Annotated in this window: 15 protein-coding genes; all 15 read left to right on the top strand. The window is 64.6% G+C overall.

The genetic code is table 11. From position 1 onward, the window contains the following. The gene (locus tag AQZ49_RS20965; protein WP_082701972.1) at positions 1 to 3,147 is read left to right on the top strand and encodes an efflux RND transporter permease subunit; all 3,147 of its coding nucleotides are present in this window, start codon (positions 1 to 3) and stop codon (positions 3,145 to 3,147) included. Next, on the top strand, positions 3,144 to 4,574 hold the full coding sequence (locus AQZ49_RS20960; protein ID WP_067620735.1) for an efflux transporter outer membrane subunit: 1,431 nt from the start codon (positions 3,144 to 3,146) through the stop codon (positions 4,572 to 4,574). The genes AQZ49_RS20965 and AQZ49_RS20960 overlap by 4 nt, the downstream gene beginning before the upstream one ends. A gap of 140 nt (positions 4,575 to 4,714) precedes the next feature. Next, positions 4,715 to 6,514, top strand: coding sequence for an NAD(P)H-dependent oxidoreductase subunit E (locus tag AQZ49_RS20955; protein ID WP_231739360.1), 1,800 nt, complete (start codon positions 4,715 to 4,717; stop codon positions 6,512 to 6,514). Further along, positions 6,511 to 7,248, top strand: a complete 738-nt coding sequence (locus AQZ49_RS20950; RefSeq protein ID WP_067620729.1) for a 2Fe-2S iron-sulfur cluster-binding protein — start codon at positions 6,511 to 6,513, stop codon at positions 7,246 to 7,248. The genes AQZ49_RS20955 and AQZ49_RS20950 overlap by 4 nt, the downstream gene beginning before the upstream one ends. Continuing rightward, entirely contained in the window at positions 7,245 to 7,793 is a 549-nt protein-coding gene (locus tag AQZ49_RS20945) for an NADH-quinone oxidoreductase subunit B family protein (RefSeq protein ID WP_067620726.1), read from the top strand. Before AQZ49_RS20950 ends, AQZ49_RS20945 begins: the two co-directional genes overlap by 4 nt. A 12-nt stretch (positions 7,794 to 7,805) precedes the next feature. Continuing rightward, the gene (locus AQZ49_RS20940; protein WP_067620724.1) at positions 7,806 to 9,257 is read left to right on the top strand and encodes a Ni/Fe hydrogenase subunit alpha; all 1,452 of its coding nucleotides are present in this window, start codon (positions 7,806 to 7,808) and stop codon (positions 9,255 to 9,257) included. Then, a complete protein-coding gene (locus AQZ49_RS20935; RefSeq protein WP_082701971.1) occupies positions 9,254 to 9,772 on the top strand; it encodes a hydrogenase maturation protease in 519 nt (172 codons plus the stop codon). The genes AQZ49_RS20940 and AQZ49_RS20935 overlap by 4 nt, the downstream gene beginning before the upstream one ends. After that, positions 9,769 to 10,182, top strand: a complete 414-nt coding sequence (locus tag AQZ49_RS20930) for a response regulator (RefSeq protein WP_067620721.1) — start codon at positions 9,769 to 9,771, stop codon at positions 10,180 to 10,182. Before AQZ49_RS20935 ends, AQZ49_RS20930 begins: the two co-directional genes overlap by 4 nt. Next, positions 10,175 to 10,516, top strand: coding sequence for a hydrogenase maturation nickel metallochaperone HypA (gene hypA, locus AQZ49_RS20925; RefSeq protein ID WP_067620718.1), 342 nt, complete (start codon positions 10,175 to 10,177; stop codon positions 10,514 to 10,516). The genes AQZ49_RS20930 and hypA overlap by 8 nt, the downstream gene beginning before the upstream one ends. Then, the gene (gene hypB, locus AQZ49_RS20920) at positions 10,516 to 11,328 is read left to right on the top strand and encodes a hydrogenase nickel incorporation protein HypB (RefSeq protein ID WP_067620715.1); all 813 of its coding nucleotides are present in this window, start codon (positions 10,516 to 10,518) and stop codon (positions 11,326 to 11,328) included. Before hypA ends, hypB begins: the two co-directional genes overlap by 1 nt. Then, a complete protein-coding gene (gene hypF, locus AQZ49_RS20915) occupies positions 11,325 to 13,541 on the top strand; it encodes a carbamoyltransferase HypF (protein WP_067620782.1) in 2,217 nt (738 codons plus the stop codon). The genes hypB and hypF overlap by 4 nt, the downstream gene beginning before the upstream one ends. Before the next feature lie 4 nt (positions 13,542 to 13,545). After that, complete coding sequence (locus AQZ49_RS20910) at positions 13,546 to 13,794, top strand: HypC/HybG/HupF family hydrogenase formation chaperone (RefSeq protein ID WP_067620712.1); 249 nt, start codon at positions 13,546 to 13,548, stop codon at positions 13,792 to 13,794. Continuing rightward, the gene (gene hypD, locus AQZ49_RS20905) at positions 13,791 to 14,936 is read left to right on the top strand and encodes a hydrogenase formation protein HypD (RefSeq protein ID WP_067620709.1); all 1,146 of its coding nucleotides are present in this window, start codon (positions 13,791 to 13,793) and stop codon (positions 14,934 to 14,936) included. Before AQZ49_RS20910 ends, hypD begins: the two co-directional genes overlap by 4 nt. Next, entirely contained in the window at positions 14,933 to 15,982 is a 1,050-nt protein-coding gene (hypE, locus tag AQZ49_RS20900; protein WP_067620706.1) for a hydrogenase expression/formation protein HypE, read from the top strand. The genes hypD and hypE overlap by 4 nt, the downstream gene beginning before the upstream one ends. Further along, positions 15,976 to 16,980: a HoxN/HupN/NixA family nickel/cobalt transporter gene (locus AQZ49_RS20895; protein ID WP_067620703.1), complete on the top strand. Its 1,005-nt coding sequence runs from the start codon at positions 15,976 to 15,978 to the stop codon at positions 16,978 to 16,980. Before hypE ends, AQZ49_RS20895 begins: the two co-directional genes overlap by 7 nt. The last annotated feature ends 37 nt before the right edge of the window (positions 16,981 to 17,017 follow it).

Genomic DNA, 17,017 nt, shown 5'->3' with positions numbered 1-17,017 from the left:
GTGTCCCGCTTTTTCATCGATCGTCCGATATTCGCCTGGATGCTGGCGCTGGGGATCATGCTTGCCGGGGTGCTGGCGATCCTGACTTTGCCGATCGCGCAATATCCCACGATCGCCCCCCCGGCGGTGACGATCACCGCGATCTATCCCGGCGCATCTGCCGACACGCTGGAAAGTTCGGTCACCCAGGTGATCGAACAACAGCTCAAGGGGCTTGATCATCTGTTGTATCTGTCGTCGACCGGCGGGTCGAACGGGGTTGCGACCATCACCGTCACGTTCGATGCCGGAACCAGCCCTGACATCGCGCAAGTCCAGGTCCAGAACAAGCTGACTCAGGCGACCCCGCTGCTGCCCGTGGAAGTTCAGGCGCAAGGCCTGATCGTGGCCAAGGCCGAGGCCGACAGCATCTTGGTGATCGCGCTCTACGACACCGACGGACGCCACGACACCACCGATCTGGGCGATTATCTGACCAGCAAGCTGGTCGACCCGGTATCCCGCTTGCCGGGGGTTGGCGACACCCAGGTGTTCGGCGCGCAATATGCCATGCGGATCTGGCTCGACCCGTACAAGCTGAACAATTACAAACTGATGCCGTCGGACATCGGCTCCGCCGTGCTGGCCCAGAATGTTCAGGTGCCGGCTGGCGAGCTGGGTGCGCGCCCGGCCAGCGCAGGGCAGGAACTGGACGTTACGGTCAACGGCCAGTCGCGGCTGACCTCTGCCGACCAGTTCAGGGCGATCATCATCAAGACCGCCAGCGATGGCTCGCTGATCCGGCTGGGCGATGTGGCCCGGGTCGAACTGGGCGGAGATACCTATACCCAGACATCGCAACTCAACGGCCATCCGGCTGCGGGCGTCGCGATCAAGCTGGCCCCCGGTGCCAATGCGTTGAAGACCGTGGCCCTGGTGAAGACGCGCATCACCGAATTGTCCAGCCAGTTCCCGTCCGGAATTGCGGTGGGCTTTCCCGTCGACAACAGCAGCTTTATCAAGATTTCGATCTCGGACGTCGAACGCACCCTGCTGATCGCGATCGCGCTGGTCGTGGCGGTGATGTTCGTGTTCCTGCAAAACTGGCGCGCCACGCTGATCCCCGCCATCGCCGTACCCGTCGTGCTGCTGGGCACATTCGCGGTGCTGTCGATCGCCGGATATTCGATCAATGTGCTTACCTTGTTTGCGATGGTCCTTGCCATCGGCCTGCTGGTCGATGACGCGATCGTGGTGGTCGAAAACGTGCAGCGGATCATGGATACAGAGGGGCTTTCCCCGCACGACGCCACGGTCAAATCGATGGACGAAATTACCGGCGCCCTGATGGGCATCGGCACGGTGCTGGCGGCGGTGCTGTTGCCGATGGCGTTTTTCGGTGGCTCGACCGGGGCGATCTATCGCCAGTTTTCGGTCACCATTGTCGCGGCGGTGCTGCTGAGCGTAACGGTTGCCCTGGTGCTGACCCCGGCGCTGTGCGTGACGTTCCTGCGTCCCGCCACGCCGGTTGCAGAGACGCATCGCCCGGGATTACCGGGCCGCTTCTTCGGTTGGTTCAACACGATGTTCGATCGCAATGTCGATCGCTATGACCGGGCCGTTCGCGCGATTGTCAAAGCCCCGGTCGCGGCGGGGCTGGTCTATCTGGGCATCGTGCTGGTCATGGCACTGCTGTTCGTGCGCCTGCCAACGGGATTTCTGCCCGACGAAGACCAGGGCGAGATCATCAATTTGTTCACGTTGCCGGCGGGCGCGGTGCAAGCGCGCACCGAAGCCACCGCCCGCATGATCGAACAGCATTATCTGACCATCGAAAAGGCCAATGTCTCGGCCATTTTCTCGGCCACCGGGTTCAGCTTTGCCGGCTATGGGCAAAACGTCGGCATTTCGTTCGTCCGGCTGAATGACTGGAAAAACCGCAGCGGCGCGGCCAACCGCGCACCCGCCATCGTCAACCGCGCAATGGCGGCGTTCCGATCGTTGCCCGACGGCCAGGTTTTCGCGATCGTGCCGCCCGCCGTGCGTGACCTCGGCACTGCATCGGGGTTCGATCTCGAACTGCAGGATCAGGCCGGGCTCGGCCATGACAGGCTGGTGCAGGCGCAGCGCCAGTTGCTGGAGATGGCCGCGCACGACCCCATTCTTGCCGGGGTGCGCCCCAACAGCCAGGCCGATACCCCACAGATCAGCCTCGATATCGATCGGGCCAAGGCCGGTGCGCTCGGCCTGTCGCTGGCCGATGTCAACGCGACCATCACCGCCGCAACCGCTGCCAGCTATATCAACGATTTCACCGACCGGGGCCGGGTGAAGCACGTCTATATGCAGGCCGACGCGCCGTTTCGCATGTCGCCTGCGGATCTGGGCCGTTTCTACGTGCGGTCTGCCAATGGCGAAATGGCGCCGATCGGGGCGTTCGCATCGATCCGCTGGGCCGATGGCCCGTCGCAATTGCAACACTACAACGGCGTCGCCTCGCTGGAAATCCAGGGTGAGGCCGCGCCGGGCAAAAGCTCTGGCGCGGCGATGGATGAAATGCAGCTGCTGATCGGCAAGTTGCCCACCGGGATCGGTTATGCCTGGACCGGGCAATCCTACCAGGAAAAACTCTCTGGCGGCGAAGCACCGCTGCTCTACGGGTTGTCGATCCTGGTGGTGTTCATGTGCCTTGCGGCCCTGTACGAAAGCATGTCCATTCCGATTGCCATTCTGCTGGTGATCCCGCTGGGTGTGGTCGGCGCGTTACTGGCCGCGACCCTGCGGTCGTTTAACAACGACGTCTATTTTCAGGTCGGACTGCTGACCACGATCGGGCTATCGGCCAAGAATGCTATTCTGATTGTCGGTTTCGCCCGCGATGCCGAACTGGCTGGCAAGACCCCGCTGGAGGCGGCGATCATCGCCTCGCGCCAGCGATTGCGGCCTATCCTGATGACCTCGATCGCGTTCATCGCCGGGGTCGCGCCGCTGGCAATTTCCACCGGTGCCGGGGCGGGCGGACAGAACGACATCGGCACCGGTGTGATCGGCGGGATGTTCACGGCGACCGTGCTCGCGATATTTCTGGTGCCGTTCTTCTTCGTGGCGGTTCGGGGCGGACTGCGCAGCGCAAGACCCGATGCGCCTGCAACGCAGGCCCCGGCATGACCCGCAACCTTGCCGCAGCACTGTCATGCACCGTGGTGCTGGCGGGCTGTTCGCTGGACCCTGCCTACCATCGGCCCGCACCGCCCGTGCCGGTGGCCTGGCCCGCAGGACCGGCCTATGGCCCGCCGGGCGAGGCAACCGTCGCCGACTGGCGCCAGGTCTTTGCCGATCCGAACTTGCGCAAAGTCATCGAACAGGCGCTGGCCAACAACCGTGACTTGCGTGTCGCCATCGCGCGGATCGAAGCCTCCCGGGCGCAATATCGCATCCAGCATGCCACGCTTCTGCCCACCGTCGCAGCCTCTGCGGGGGCCAGCACCGGCCGCGAATACACCGGCTTTCCCCCCGCGCTCGCGCCGCCCTATGCCAACGCGACAACTTATTCCGCCAACGTTGCCACAACGTCCTATGAACTGGATTTGTTTGGGCGGGTACACAGCCTGACCAAGGCCGCGCTCGAAGCCTATCTCGCGACCCAGGAGGCAACGAACAGCACGCAGATCAGCCTGATCGCGCAAGTCGCGACCGATTGGCTGACTTGTGCGTCCGACGCCGCGCAGTTGGCTGTGGCGCAGGCGACGGTTGCCAGCGCCACAGCCAGCCTGCAGTTGGCAAGCCGGCGTCTGGGCGGCGGGATCGCCTCGCAGCTTGATGTCGACAATGCGCAGACCGTGGTGGAGCAGGCCAGCGATGATGTCGCGCGCCTGATCACTGTGGTTGCGCAGGACCGCAACGCGCTCAATCTGGATGTCGGCGCACCGGTCGGCGCGGACACTCTGCCGGGCGCGATCGACGATCCCGCCGCACGTCTGGGCGATATCCCCGGCGCACTCGATTCGCGCATCCTGCTGCAGCGCCCCGACGTGGTTGCGGCCGAACATACCTTGCGCAGCGCCAACGCGAATATCGGCGCGGCGCGCGCGGCATTCTTTCCGTCGATTACGCTGACGGGCTCTGCCGGAACACAGGGCGCGTCGATCGGCAGCCTGTTTTCCGGCGCCGCGGCAGTGTGGAATTTCGCCCCCACCGTGACCCTGCCGATTTTCACGGGCGGGGCCAACAAGGCCAACCTGGACTATGCCCGAACGCAGGAGCGGATCGATATCGCCTTGTACGAAAAGACGATCCAGACGGCCTTTCGCGAAGTGGCCGACGCGCTTGCCCAGCGCGGCACGATAACCGAACGTGTGCGCGCGCAGCGCGCGCTGGTTGCCACCGCCACGCACGGTCTTGGCCTGGCCCAGGCGCTCTACGCGCGTGGATCGGACAGCTATCTCGATGTGCTCAACGCCCAGCGGACCTTGTACAGTGCCCGGCAGTCGCTGATCGCAGTCGAACTGGTCCGGGCCGCCAATATCGTCACGCTGTACAAAGTATTCGGCGGCGCACTGACCGACCGCGCGCCCGTGCCGCGCGCAGGTGTCTGAGTGTCTGACCCGAAATGCGCATTTCGAGCCAGACTCTGAGTATCTTCCGACGCTGGTCTCGCCCCGCCGCGCTCCTAAACCGGTTATCGACGGCAGATTGACCCGCGACCACCCCGCTTTGAATGGAAGAAGACCGGACCATGGCCGAAGTGGAAGACATTCTTGCGCAATTCGGGTCAGACCGCACCCGGTTGATGGATATTGTCATGGCCGTCCAGCATCGGCTTGGGCATGTCAGTGATGCGTCGGTCGGGTTGCTGGCCAAAGGGCTAGGCATCGAGCCGGTCGAAATCGAAGACATGGTCTCGTTCTATTCGTTCTTCGACCGGGTTCCGCGCGGCCGCTTTCGCATCCGTCTGGCAAAGACCGCGATTTCGCACATCAAGGGCGCGCAGGCGGTGGCCGAAGCGTTCGAGCATGAACTCGGCATCGCCATGGGCGAAACGACGGCAGACGGCGAATTCACACTGGAATGGACAAGCGACATCGGCATGGCCGATCAGGAACCTTCGGCCTTGGTGAACGGGGTGGTGCTCACCGCTCTTACCCCGTCCGATGTGGCCCATATCGTCGCGGCGTTGCGCCAGTCGGGCCATGAAGGTGGCCTGCCACAATACCCGCCGCATCGCACCCAGGGGGCCGCCCTGCCGAAGGCCAGCGTCCAACCGGGCCTGGTCAAGGCCGGTCCGCTGCTGTCCGCCCTGCCCGCGCCGGGCGCGGTGATCGGCGCCGCGCTGGCGATGACACCTGATGCGGTGATCGCACAGATCACCGCATCAAAGCTGCGCGGTCGGGGTGGAGCGGGATTTCCCACCGGAATGAAATGGCGGCTGACCCGCAAGTCCAAAGGCAAGCAGCACTATGTCGTGTGCAACGCCGATGAGGGTGAACCCGGTACGTTCAAGGACCGCGTGCTGCTGTCAGAATTTCCCGATCTGGTGTTCGACGGCATGACGGTCGCCGCCTTTGCACTCGGATCGAGCCAGGGTCTGCTCTATCTGCGCGGCGAATATGCCTATCTGTGGGACCATCTGCAGGGCGTGCTCGATGCGCGGCGCAAGAGCGGCCTGCTAGGCAAGGCTGTCGGCGGGCGCCGCGGGTTCGATTTCGACATCCGCATCCAGCTTGGTGCCGGGGCCTATATGTGTGGCGAGGAATCCTCGCTGCTGGAATCGCTCGAAGGCAAACGCGGCGCACCGCGCGACCGTCCGCCATTCCCGACCGAGCACGGCTATCTGGGTCAGCCAACCGCCATCGACAACGTCGAAACCTTCGTGTGCGCGGCGCGCATCATGGAAAGGGGCGCCGCCTGGTTTGCCGGGATGGGAACCGCGCTGTCAACCGGGACCAAGCTGATGAGCGTGGCCGGTGACTGCACCTATCCCGGGGTCTATGAAGTGCCCTTCGGCATCACCGTCAACGCCCTGCTGGATCTGGTGGGCGGTTCCGACGCCGAATTCGTGCAGATCAGCGGGCCCTCGGGCCAGTCGGTTTCACCCCGCGACTTTGGCCGCCAGATCGCCTTCGAGGATCTATCGACCGGCGGATCGACCATGGTGTTTGGCCGCCAGCGCGACGTGCTTGGGATCATCCTGCAATTCGCCGATTTCTTCGTCGATGAATCATGCGGGTGGTGCGCGCCGTGCCGGATCGGCACGACCCAGCTCAGCCTGGCCATGGCAAAGGTGGTGGCCGGGCGGGCGACACGCGCCGATCTGACTGCGATGGAGGCACTGTCGCACACGGTCATGCGGATGAGCCGGTGCGGACTGGGGCAGATGGCGCCCAACCCGATCCTGTCGTCGATGAAAAGCTTTCCCGAAGCGTTCGAGGCCAGATTGCGGCCCGAGGCATTCGTGCCGCGGGTAACGCTGGAACAGGCACTGCAAGACGCGGTCGTGGTCCAGGGCCGCCAGCCCGTCATGGAGGCGTCGGCATGACCGCAAAGGCGATCCAGTTTACCGTCGACGGCATTGCTGTTGCAGCAACCGCCGGACAATCGCTGATCGAGGCTTGCGATGATGCCGGCATCTACATTCCGCGGCTGTGCCATCACCCCGACCTGACGCCATCGGGCAATTGTCGGGTATGCACCTGCACCGTCAATGGCCGTCAGAGCGCGGCCTGCGTCACCCCGGCGGCGCACGGCATGGTCGTCGAAAACGACACCCCGCGCCTGACCGACGACCGCCGCACGATCATCGAAATGCTGTTCGTCGAAGGTATCCACCCCTGCCCTTATTGCGTGGCCAGCGGCGATTGCGAGCTTCAGGCGCTGGGCTACCGGCTGGGCATGACTGCGCCGACCGAGGCCTATCTGTGGCCCAGGCGCAAACTGGACGCCACCCATCCCGACATCACGCTCGATCATGATCGCTGCATCCTGTGTTCGCGCTGCATTCGCGCCTCGCGGATGGAAGACGGCAAGACGGTGTTCGGCTTTGAAGGGCGCGGCATCGCCATGCGCCTGAATGTCGATGCGCAAGGCGGGCTGGGCGAAACCCAGATGGCCGCGATCGACAAGGCCGCCAGCGTCTGTCCGGTGGCGTGCATCGTCATCAAGCGCGACAGCTATCGCGTGCCCAATGGCGAACGCAGGTTCGACAAGGCGCCGATCGGCAGTGACATAGAGGCCAGGCGACGCCCATCCGGTTCAGGCGGGCACAGATCATGACCGGCACCAAACCGACGCTGGCGACCGCCGCGCTGACCGGCTGTTTCGGATGTCACATGTCGTTGCTCGATATCGACGAGCGCATTCTCGAACTGGTCGATCTGGTCGATTTCGACAAGTCGCCATTTGATGACAAGAAGAGCTTTGATGGACCGGTCGATGTCGGATTTATCGAGGGCGGCTGCTCGAACGAGGCCAATGTGCGCGAACTGCGCGAATTCAGGCAGCATTGCCGCATCCTGATCTCGGTTGGCGCCTGCGCGATCAACGGCGGTGTCCCTGCGATGCGCAACACCATTGGCCTGCGCGAATGCCTGGAGGCGGTCTATCTGCATGGCCCTTCCCTGGAAGGCGGCGGCATGATCCCCAACGACGAGGATCTGCCGCTGCTGCTCGACCGCGTCTATCCCTCGCACGAGATCGTCAAGATCGACTATTTCCTGCCGGGCTGTCCGCCCAGCGCGGACGCGATCTGGGCAACGTTGACCGCGCTGCTGACCGGACAGCCCCCCGCGCTGCCCTATGCCCTGCTGAAATATGAATGAGGGCCTGACATCATGACCGAAATTCAGGCAAGTCTGGGCGCGCGAAAAATCGTGATCGATCCGGTTACGCGGGTCGAAGGCCACGGCAAAGTCACCATCCGGTTGAACGAAGCGGGCGAAGTCGAACAGGCCCGGTTCCACATCGTCGAATTTCGCGGGTTCGAACGCTTCATTCAGGGGCGCATGTTCGACGAAGTTCCGGTCATTGTGCAGCGGTTGTGCGGGATCTGTCCGGTCAGCCATCATCTATGCGCGGGCAAGGCGATGGATGTGGTCGCGGGCGTCGATCAGGTGACACCCACCGCCGACAAGATGCGGCGGCTGATGCATTATGGCCAGGTGCTGCAATCCAACGCACTCAATTTCTTTCATCTGGCCTCGCCCGACTTGTTGCTCGGCTTTGATGCGCCGGTGGCCACGCGCAACATCGTCGGGGTGATCGAGGCCTTTCCCGAAGTCGGCAAATGGGGCATTTTTATCCGCAAGTTCGGACAACAGGTGATCGCCGCGACCGGTGGTCGGCGCATCCATCCGCGCCTGTGCGTGCCCGGCGGGGTCAACCAGAACCTGACCGTCGACCATCGCGATGCCTTGCGCAAGGATATCGGCCAGATCATCGCCTGGTGCGGGCTGGCGCTGGAATTGCACAAGAGCTTTGTCCACGCGCATCAGGAACTGCACGCAACGTTCGCCAGTTTCCCTTCCAGTTACATGAGCCTGGTCGGCGCAGACAAGCGCATGGAGCTATACGACGGTACGCTGCGCGCCCTTCACGCCGACGGCAGCACGATCTTTGAAGATGTGAAGGCGGCAGACTATCGCGACTATATGATCGAGGAAGTGCGGTCGTGGAGCTATATGAAGTTCCCGCATATCCGCTCGCTCGGTCGCGACAACGGGTGGTACCGGGTCGGGCCGCTGGCGCAGGTCAATGCTTGCGCCTTTATCGACACGCCGCTGGCCGAGGCGGCACGCAAGGATTTCATGGCGTTGGGTCATGGCGGACTGGTTCATGCAACGCTGGGATATCACTGGGCGCGGATGATCGTGATGATCCACTGCGCCGAAGTGATCGAACGGCTGTTGTACGACGACGATCTGCAAGGCACCGACCTGGTCGTAACCGGCAAGCGGCGGCCCGAAGGCGTGGCCGTGATCGAGGCGCCACGCGGGACGCTGCTGCATCACTATACCGTCGATGACAATGGCCAGGTGACCAGCGCCAATCTGATCGTATCGACCACCAACAACAACGAGGCGATGAACCGGTCGGTGACCAAAGTGGCCAAGGACTACCTCACCGGACGCGAAATCACCGAAGGCCTGCTCAACCACGTCGAAGTCGCCATTCGCGCCTATGACCCCTGCCTGTCGTGCGCCACCCACGCGCTGGGTGACATGCCGCTGATTGTCACGCTCGAAGATGCAGATGGCGCCATCGTGGCGACACGGGTGAAGGAATGACGCTGCCCGGGATCGCTCTGACCGCAGGGTCCGGTCGCTTCGAAGCGGGGAACGCCGACCCGGTGCGCGTGCTCGTGCTCGGGTACGGCAATCCGGGACGTCAGGATGACGGGCTGGGGGCAGCGGCCGTCGCCGAAATCGAGACGTTGAACTGGCCCAACGTCACCGCCTATGACAACTACCAACTGTGCATCGAGGATGCGATCGACGTTGCCGAACACGATGTCGTCTGGTTCGTCGATGCCTCGCGGGTGGGCGCCTCACCATTTGCGGTGACTGAGCTGTCGCGTGCCACCAGTGTCGAATTCACCAGCCATCTGGTCCGCCCGGAGGCCATCCTGGCCATGGCCGAACAGTATTACAACAGCACGCCCTGTGCGTACCTGCTGGCGATCCGCGGATACGAGTTCGAATTCATCGAAGCGCTGACCCCGCGTGCGAGCGACAATCTGCGGTTGGCCGTCCATGCCCTCGCCCACCAGATCCATGCCGTCCAGTCAGGGGTTTCCCGATGAACATTGGTCTGGGTTCCCGGCGCAGGACCGTCCTGCTGATCGACAGCGATCCGCATGCGCGCGCCATATTGCGACTGGCGCTGGAGTCAGTGGGTTTTTCGGTGGGAGAGGCCGCGAACAACACCGAGGGCGAACGCACGATCGCGCGAGTCAGACCCGATGCGGTGCTGGCCGACCTGCTGGCCGATCCGTCGCCGAATGCGCCGACGATTTCCGAATGGCTGCGCGCCAGCGGCAGCGCCATCCCATGCTATATCGTCAGTTCCGCCGCCGAGGCGCTGGTCGGCAGCACCGGGCTGCATGAACTGGGCGTGTCGGGGGTGTTCCTCAAACCGGTCGACACCGCGCTGGTTATCCAGACGCTGCGCACGCACTTGGGCGTCGGCAGCAAGGCGGCGAACCATGCATGAAGTTTCGTTGATCGAGAACGTGATCGCACTGGTCGAACACGAACGCACCAAGTCGGCATTTGCCCGCGTGTCCATGATCAGGCTCAGGCTGGGCGCGCTGGGCCATGCCGAACCCGATGCCCTGCGCTTTTGCTTCGCAGCGGTCACAGCGGGCACCATTGCCGAAGGCTCGGGTCTGGAAATCGAGATCGTCCCCGGCGAAGGCTGGTGCCCGGATTGCGGGAACACGGTTGCGCTGGCTCAGCGGTTCGACGCCTGCCCGGTGTGCCAGGGCAACCAGGTCAAGATGACCGCTGGCGATGATCTGCGCGTGGTTGAAATGGAGGTTGCGTGATGTGCACGGTTTGCGGTTGCGCCACAGCGCGCCATGGCGATGGGCACGCCCATTTACATGGGAACGGCCATGGCCACGACCATCGGGATCACGCGATCGATTTTGGCGAGGGCCTTGCCGGGGTGACCGTTCCGGGCATGAGCCAGGAGCGCACGATCACCATCGAACGCGACATTCTGGCCAGGAACGCGATCCATGCGCAGGCCAATCGCGACCTGCTGGACGCGTCAGGTGCCTTTGCGCTCAATCTGTTGTCCAGCCCCGGGTCGGGCAAGACCACCTTGCTGGTGCGCACCATCGCCGCATTGCAAGACCGCTGGTCCCTCGCCGTGATCGAAGGCGATCAGCAAACCTCGCTCGACGCAGAGCGTATTCGCCAGACCGGCGTTCCGGCGGTGCAGATCAACACCGGCAAGGGCTGCCACCTCGATGCCCATATGGTTGGCCACGCGCTGGACCAGGTGCCACTCGATGCAGGAGGCCTGGTGTTCATTGAAAATGTCGGGAACCTGGTCTGTCCTGCCGCGTTCGATCTGGGCGAAGATGCCAGAGTTGTGGTGTTGTCGGTCACCGAGGGCGAAGACAAACCACTCAAATATCCCGACATGTTTGCCGCCGCAGACCTGATGGTGCTGAACAAGTCGGATTTGCTGCCCCATCTCGATTTCGACGTGGAGGCCTGTCGGGCGGCGGCCCTGCGCGTCAATCCCGATCTGCCGATCCTGATCGTTTCGGCCCGCACCGGGGCGGGCATCGACGCGTTTGCGGCATGGATCGAGGCGCGCGCCGCGCTGGTCGGCAAGCGACGATGACCAGGCGACGCCTGCGGGTTCACGTCAGCGGCGCGGTGCAAGGGGTGGGATTTCGCCCTTTCGTGTTTGCACTTGCGCAGCGCTATGCCCTGTCGGGTTTCGTGTGCAACGACGCCAGGGGCGTGCTGGCCGAACTTGAAGGCGACACGCACCGGGCGTTCCTGTGGGCCCTGCGCAGCGAACACCCGCCGCTGGCGCGCATCGACCGGGTCGACGTGACCAGCCTGCCTGCGCTGGGCAGCACCGGCTTTGCCATCCGCGCCAGTCTGGCCGCCGGGGCGGCGACCAGCCGCGCCATCCCCGACGCGGCCACTTGTTCCGCCTGCCTTGCCGACCTGTTCGATCCGGCCAGCCGGTTTTACCACTATCCGTTTGTCACCTGCACCGATTGCGGGCCGCGTTTCACCATCACCCGGCGCCAGCCTTATGATCGCGCCAACACGGCCATGGCGGACTTTGCGTTCTGCGGGCAATGCGCCGCCGACTATGCCGATCCGGGCAACCGCCGTTTTCATGCCGAGACACTGGCCTGCCCGGATTGTGGCCCGCAGTTCAGCCATACGGTGCAGGAAATTGCCGCGATCCTGCGCGTGGGCGGGATCGTCGCGCTCAAAGGGATCGGCGGGTTCCACTTGCTGTGCGATGCCACCAATGAAACCGCCGTTGCGCGTCTGCGGCTGCGCAAGCGGCGCCCAGCACGTCCGTTTGCCATCATGCTGGCCAGCGATGGTGCATCCCGCCCGTTCGCCAGCCCGACTGCGGCCGAACGCGATCTGCTCAACCGATCCGCGCGCCCGATCGTGATTGTGCGCAAGGGCACCGGCCTTGCGCCGTCGGTCTGCCCGCGCCTGCGAACCGTCGGCGTGATGCTGCCCTCGGCGCCGGTGCATCACCTGATCTTTCATGCGCTCGAACGCAACGGCGCCGACGGCACTTGCGCGCTGGTGGTCACCAGCGCCAATCTGGCGGGTGACCCGCTGGTCATCGCCGGCGCGGCGGCCGCGCAGGACTTGTCGCCGATCGCGGATCTTGTGGTCACCCACAACCGCCCCATCCTGATCCGCGCCGATGATTCGGTCATGGCGGTCATCGCCGGGGAACCGGCGTTTGTGCGCCGCGCGCGCGGGTATGTGCCCGACCCGATCGATCTGGGCGAGGACGGTCCGACGGTGATTGCGCTGGGCGCACATCTCAAGGCGACGGTTTGCGTCACGCACGGGCGCGAAGCCTTTGTGTCGCAGCATGTGGGCGATCTCGACAGCGCGCAGACACGGCGCTTTCATCACGAAACCGTGCAACGTTTGCTGGCCGAGCTTGGCATCAGGCCCGAATGCGTCGCCTGTGATCTGCACCCGGACTATGGCTCGACGGTCGTCGCGCAGACACTGGATCTGCCGGTGTTGCGCGTACAGCACCATGCCGCCCACCTGGCCGCCGTCGCGGCCGAACATCGGTTGCACGGCCCGCTCGTCGGCCTGGCGCTCGATGGCCATGGTCATGGCAGCGACGGCATGGCCTGGGGCGGCGAACTGCTGATCCGCACCGGCGGAATCTGGCACCGGCACGGCCATCTGCGCCCGCTGCCCCTGCCCGGCGGTGATCGCGCCGCCCGCGAACCCTGGCGCATGGGTATGGCGGCGATGGTCGCAATGGGGCGCGGGGCCGAGGCGGAGCGCCGGTTTTCCAGGCACCCGCTGGCCGCCCCGCTCACGCGGACGATGACAGCCGATGGCCCCGTTACCACCAGCATGGGCCGTCTGTTCGATGCCGCCGCCGCGCTGCTCGGAGTGTGCGAAGACCAAAGTTATGACGGCCAGGCGGCGATGGAACTCGAAGCGCTGGTCGACCGGACACAGATCCAGCCCGGCGGCTATCACATCATCGACGGCATGCTCGATTTCACACCTTTGCTGGGCACCCTGCTGCAACCCGGCATCGATGCGCAGACCGGGGCCGGGCTGTTTCACGGCACGGTGATCGCCGGGCTGGCCGAATGGATCGGTGCAGTGGCGCTGGCACAGGGCCAGACCCGCGTGGTGCTGGGCGGCGGATGTTTCATGAACCGGGTTCTGGCCGAAGGGCTGGCCCTCGCCTTGCGCCGGCGCGGCCTCGAACCCTGGCTGCCCAGGCTGGCCCCGGCCAACGACGGGGGCATTGCGCTGGGCCAGGCGGCCATCGCGCGCGCGCATCTGATGCAATCGAACAGGAGCTGAAGCGATGTGCCTGGCCATTCCCGTCCGCGTTGAGGCCCTGCTGCCCGATCAGATGGCACGCGTTACGCTTGGTGGTGTGTCCAAACGCGTGTCGATCGCATTGGTCGAGGATGTCTGTGTGGGCGATTATGTCCTGCTGCATGTCGGTTATGCCTTGACCCGGCTCGATCCCGCCGAAGCGGAACTGACGCTGGCGATGATGCATCAGGCCGCGGTGCCCGGCATGCCCGCAATGGCAGGAGCGATCCGATGAAATATATCGACGAATACCGCGACGGAACGCTCGCCCGGTCGATCGCCGCAACTATCGCGGCAGAGGCGGCCATCGACCGCCGGTATCGGTTCATGGAGTTTTGTGGCGGCCACACCCATGCCATCTCGCGCTATGGGCTGGAGGATCTGCTGCCCGCCAATGTAACCATGGTGCATGGGCCGGGCTGTCCGGTCTGCGTGCTGCCGGTCGGGCGTATCGACGATGCAATCCGGCTGGCGATGCGGCCGGAGGTGACTTTGTGTACTTATGCCGATCTGCTGCGCGTACCGGCCTCGGGCGGCACCAGCCTGCTCAAGGCCAAGGCCGCGGGCGCCGATATCCGCATGATCACCTCCCCGCTGGACGCGGTGCTGATGGCCGAGGCAGAACCGGCGCGCGAAGTGGTGTTTCTGGCCATCGGGTTCGAAACGACGACGCCCTCCACCGCCCTGTCGATCGACCTTGCGCACAAGAAACGGCTCGGCAATTTCAGCGTGTTCTGCAACCATGTGCTGACCCCGCCGGCGATCCGCGCGATCCTCGACACCGCGCATCTGCCGCCGGACGAACGCGTGCAGATCGACGGGTTCATCGGCCCCGCGCATGTCAGCACGGTGATCGGCACCGAGCCCTATCGCGCGCTGTGCGCCCAATTTGCCAAACCGGTGGTTGTCGCCGGGTTTGAACCGCTCGATGTGCTGCAGGCGATCCTGATGCTGGTGCGGCAGATGAACGCCGGGCATTACCGGGTCGAAAACCAGTATATCCGCGCGGTGACAGCCACGGGCAATCGCCTTGCCCAAAGCGCCATGACCGAGGTCTTTGCCATGCGCGACACGTTCGAATGGCGGGGCCTGGGCCAATTGCCCCACAGTGCCTTGCGCCTGAGCGATGCCTTTGCCGCATTCGATGCCGAACGGCGGTTTTGCGTGGTGCCGGTCGCCGCCGCCGACAATCCGGCCTGCGAGTGCGCAGACGTGCTGCGCGGGCTGAAAAAACCCGCCGACTGCAAGCTGTTCGGCACCACCTGTTCGCCCGAGGCGCCGATGGGATCGTGCATGGTGTCGCCCGAAGGCGCCTGCGCCGCGCACTGGACGTATGGCCGTTTTCGCGACCGGATTCCGGCGCGGGCCGCAGCATGACCGCGCCCCGGCTGCGTCGCCGCAAGCTCGACATCAAGACCGGTCTGGTCGACCTGTCGCATGGCGCGGGCGGACGGGCCTCGGCGCAACTGGTCGATGACATCTTTCGCCCGGCGTTCGACAACGCACTGCTCGATCTGGGCAATGATCAGGCCGCGTTCGATGTTGCGGCGGGCCGCATGGTGATGTCGACCGATGGCCATGTGATCTGGCCGCTGTTCTTTCCGGGCGGCGACATCGGGTCGTTGTCGGTCCATGGCACGATCAACGATCTGGCGATGGCCGGCGCGCAGCCGCTTCACCTTGCGGCAAGCTATATCCTTGAAGAAGGCTTTCCCCTGGCCGACCTGCAACGCATCGCGATCAGCATGGGGCGTGCCGCCCGCGCGGCCGGCGTGGCGATTGTCACGGGCGACACCAAAGTGGTCGAACGCGGCAAGGCCGACGGACTGTTCATCACCACCACCGGCATCGGCGTGGTCCCGCCCGGCATTGTCATCTCGGGCGATCGGGCACGGCCGGGCGACCGGGTGATCGCGTCCGGCTCGATCGGTGATCATGGGGTTGCGGTGATGTCCAGACGCGCCAACCTGGGGTTCGAGACCGAAATCGTGTCCGACAGCGCCGCGCTCAACGGGCTGGTCGCCGCGATGGTCGGCGCAGTGGGCGCGGGCTTGCGGGTGATGCGCGACCCGACGCGTGGTGGCCTGGCCGCCACGCTGAACGAGATTGCCCGGCAATCGCGCTGTGGTTTTCACATCCATGAATCCGCCCTTGTCGTACGCCCCGACGTTGCCGCGGCTTGCGAACTGCTGGGCCTGGACCCGCTCAACGTGGCCAACGAGGGCAAGCTGGTTGCCATCGTCGACCCGGCCGCTGCCGACCGCCTGCTGGCAGCGATGCAGGCGCATCCGCTGGGGCGCGAGGCCTCGATCATCGGCACGGTGACCGAGGACGATCAGGGCTTTGTCCAGATGACCACCGCATTTGGCGGCGACCGGATCGTCGACTGGCTGACCGGCGAGCAATTGCCACGCATATGTTGAACAGGCGGTTCGGCGCCAGGCTGCTCGGCCCGCTGATCCTGTGCAATCTGGCCGCGTGGGGTTGGGCGCTTGGCGCGTTCCATCGCGCCCCTGCCCTGTTGGGCGCGGCCTTGCTGGCGTGGATGTTTGGCCTGCGCCATGCGGTCGATGCCGATCACATCGCGGCCATCGACAATGTCGTGCGCAAACTGGTGCAATCCGGGCGCCGCGCGCAAACCGCCGGGCTGTGGTTTTCGCTGGGCCATTCGACCGTGGTGGTGCTGGCCACGGTGGTGGTCACCGTGTCTGCGCTGGGGATCGAGCACTGGCTGGGTATCGCGCGGCAGATCGGCGGAGTTGCCGGAACGCTGGTATCGGCAACGTTCCTGCTGGGCATCGCCATCGCCAACCTGGTTGTCCTGCACGGCGTCTGGCGCAGTTTTGCGGCGGTCCGTAAGGGCGATGCGATCGACGCTTATGCACCGGGCGCAGACCTGATGGGGCCGGGCCTGATGGCACGCCTGTTGCGGCCTTTGCTGCGCGGGATCACCAAAAGCTGGCACATGTACCCACTCGGATTCCTGTTCGGGCTCGGTTTTGACACCGCCACCGAAATCGGCGTGCTGGGCCTGTCGGCAACGCAGGCATCGCAGGGCATGAGCCGGTGGCAAGTCATGGTGTTTCCGGCGCTGTTCACCGCAGGCATGGCGCTGGTCGATACCATAGACAGCGTGCTGATGGTGCATGCCTATGGCTGGGCGATAATCAACCCGCTGCGCAAACTGTGGTACAATCTGACCATCACCGCAGCCTCGGTGCTGGTGGCCGTGTTGATCGGCTCGGTCGAATTGCTGGGGCTGATGGGCGACCGGATGGCACTGCATGGCCCGCTTTGGGCAGTGGCAGGCGCCCTCAACGCAGACCTTGGCTATCTCGGCTTTGCGGTGATCGGCCTGTTCGTGGCCTGCTGGATCACTTCGTTCATCGTCTATCGCTGGCAGGGCTATCATAGAGTCTGACTCGAAACGCGTTCTTTCGCGAGTTTCGAGTCACGCT

Source organism: Novosphingobium sp. FSW06-99, from assembly GCF_001519065.1.
Taxonomy (GTDB): domain Bacteria; phylum Pseudomonadota; class Alphaproteobacteria; order Sphingomonadales; family Sphingomonadaceae; genus Novosphingobium.
This window is presented reverse-complemented; position numbering and strand designations above follow the sequence as displayed.

Excerpts from the sequence above, each read along its gene's own strand:
- AQZ49_RS20960 (WP_067620735.1), top strand. The coding sequence starts at position 3,144 with ATGACCCGCAACCTTGCCGCAGCACTGTCATGCACCGTGGTGCTGGCG.
- AQZ49_RS20955 (WP_231739360.1), top strand. The coding sequence starts at position 4,715 with ATGGCCGAAGTGGAAGACATTCTTGCGCAATTCGGGTCAGACCGCACC.
- AQZ49_RS20950 (WP_067620729.1), top strand. The coding sequence starts at position 6,511 with ATGACCGCAAAGGCGATCCAGTTTACCGTCGACGGCATTGCTGTTGCA.
- AQZ49_RS20945 (WP_067620726.1), top strand. The coding sequence starts at position 7,245 with ATGACCGGCACCAAACCGACGCTGGCGACCGCCGCGCTGACCGGCTGT.
- AQZ49_RS20940 (WP_067620724.1), top strand. The coding sequence starts at position 7,806 with ATGACCGAAATTCAGGCAAGTCTGGGCGCGCGAAAAATCGTGATCGAT.
- AQZ49_RS20935 (WP_082701971.1), top strand. The coding sequence starts at position 9,254 with ATGACGCTGCCCGGGATCGCTCTGACCGCAGGGTCCGGTCGCTTCGAA.
- AQZ49_RS20930 (WP_067620721.1), top strand. The coding sequence starts at position 9,769 with ATGAACATTGGTCTGGGTTCCCGGCGCAGGACCGTCCTGCTGATCGAC.
- hypA (WP_067620718.1), top strand. The coding sequence starts at position 10,175 with ATGCATGAAGTTTCGTTGATCGAGAACGTGATCGCACTGGTCGAACAC.
- hypB (WP_067620715.1), top strand. The coding sequence starts at position 10,516 with ATGTGCACGGTTTGCGGTTGCGCCACAGCGCGCCATGGCGATGGGCAC.
- hypF (WP_067620782.1), top strand. The coding sequence starts at position 11,325 with ATGACCAGGCGACGCCTGCGGGTTCACGTCAGCGGCGCGGTGCAAGGG.
- AQZ49_RS20910 (WP_067620712.1), top strand. The coding sequence starts at position 13,546 with ATGTGCCTGGCCATTCCCGTCCGCGTTGAGGCCCTGCTGCCCGATCAG.
- hypD (WP_067620709.1), top strand. The coding sequence starts at position 13,791 with ATGAAATATATCGACGAATACCGCGACGGAACGCTCGCCCGGTCGATC.
- hypE (WP_067620706.1), top strand. The coding sequence starts at position 14,933 with ATGACCGCGCCCCGGCTGCGTCGCCGCAAGCTCGACATCAAGACCGGT.
- AQZ49_RS20895 (WP_067620703.1), top strand. The coding sequence starts at position 15,976 with ATGTTGAACAGGCGGTTCGGCGCCAGGCTGCTCGGCCCGCTGATCCTG.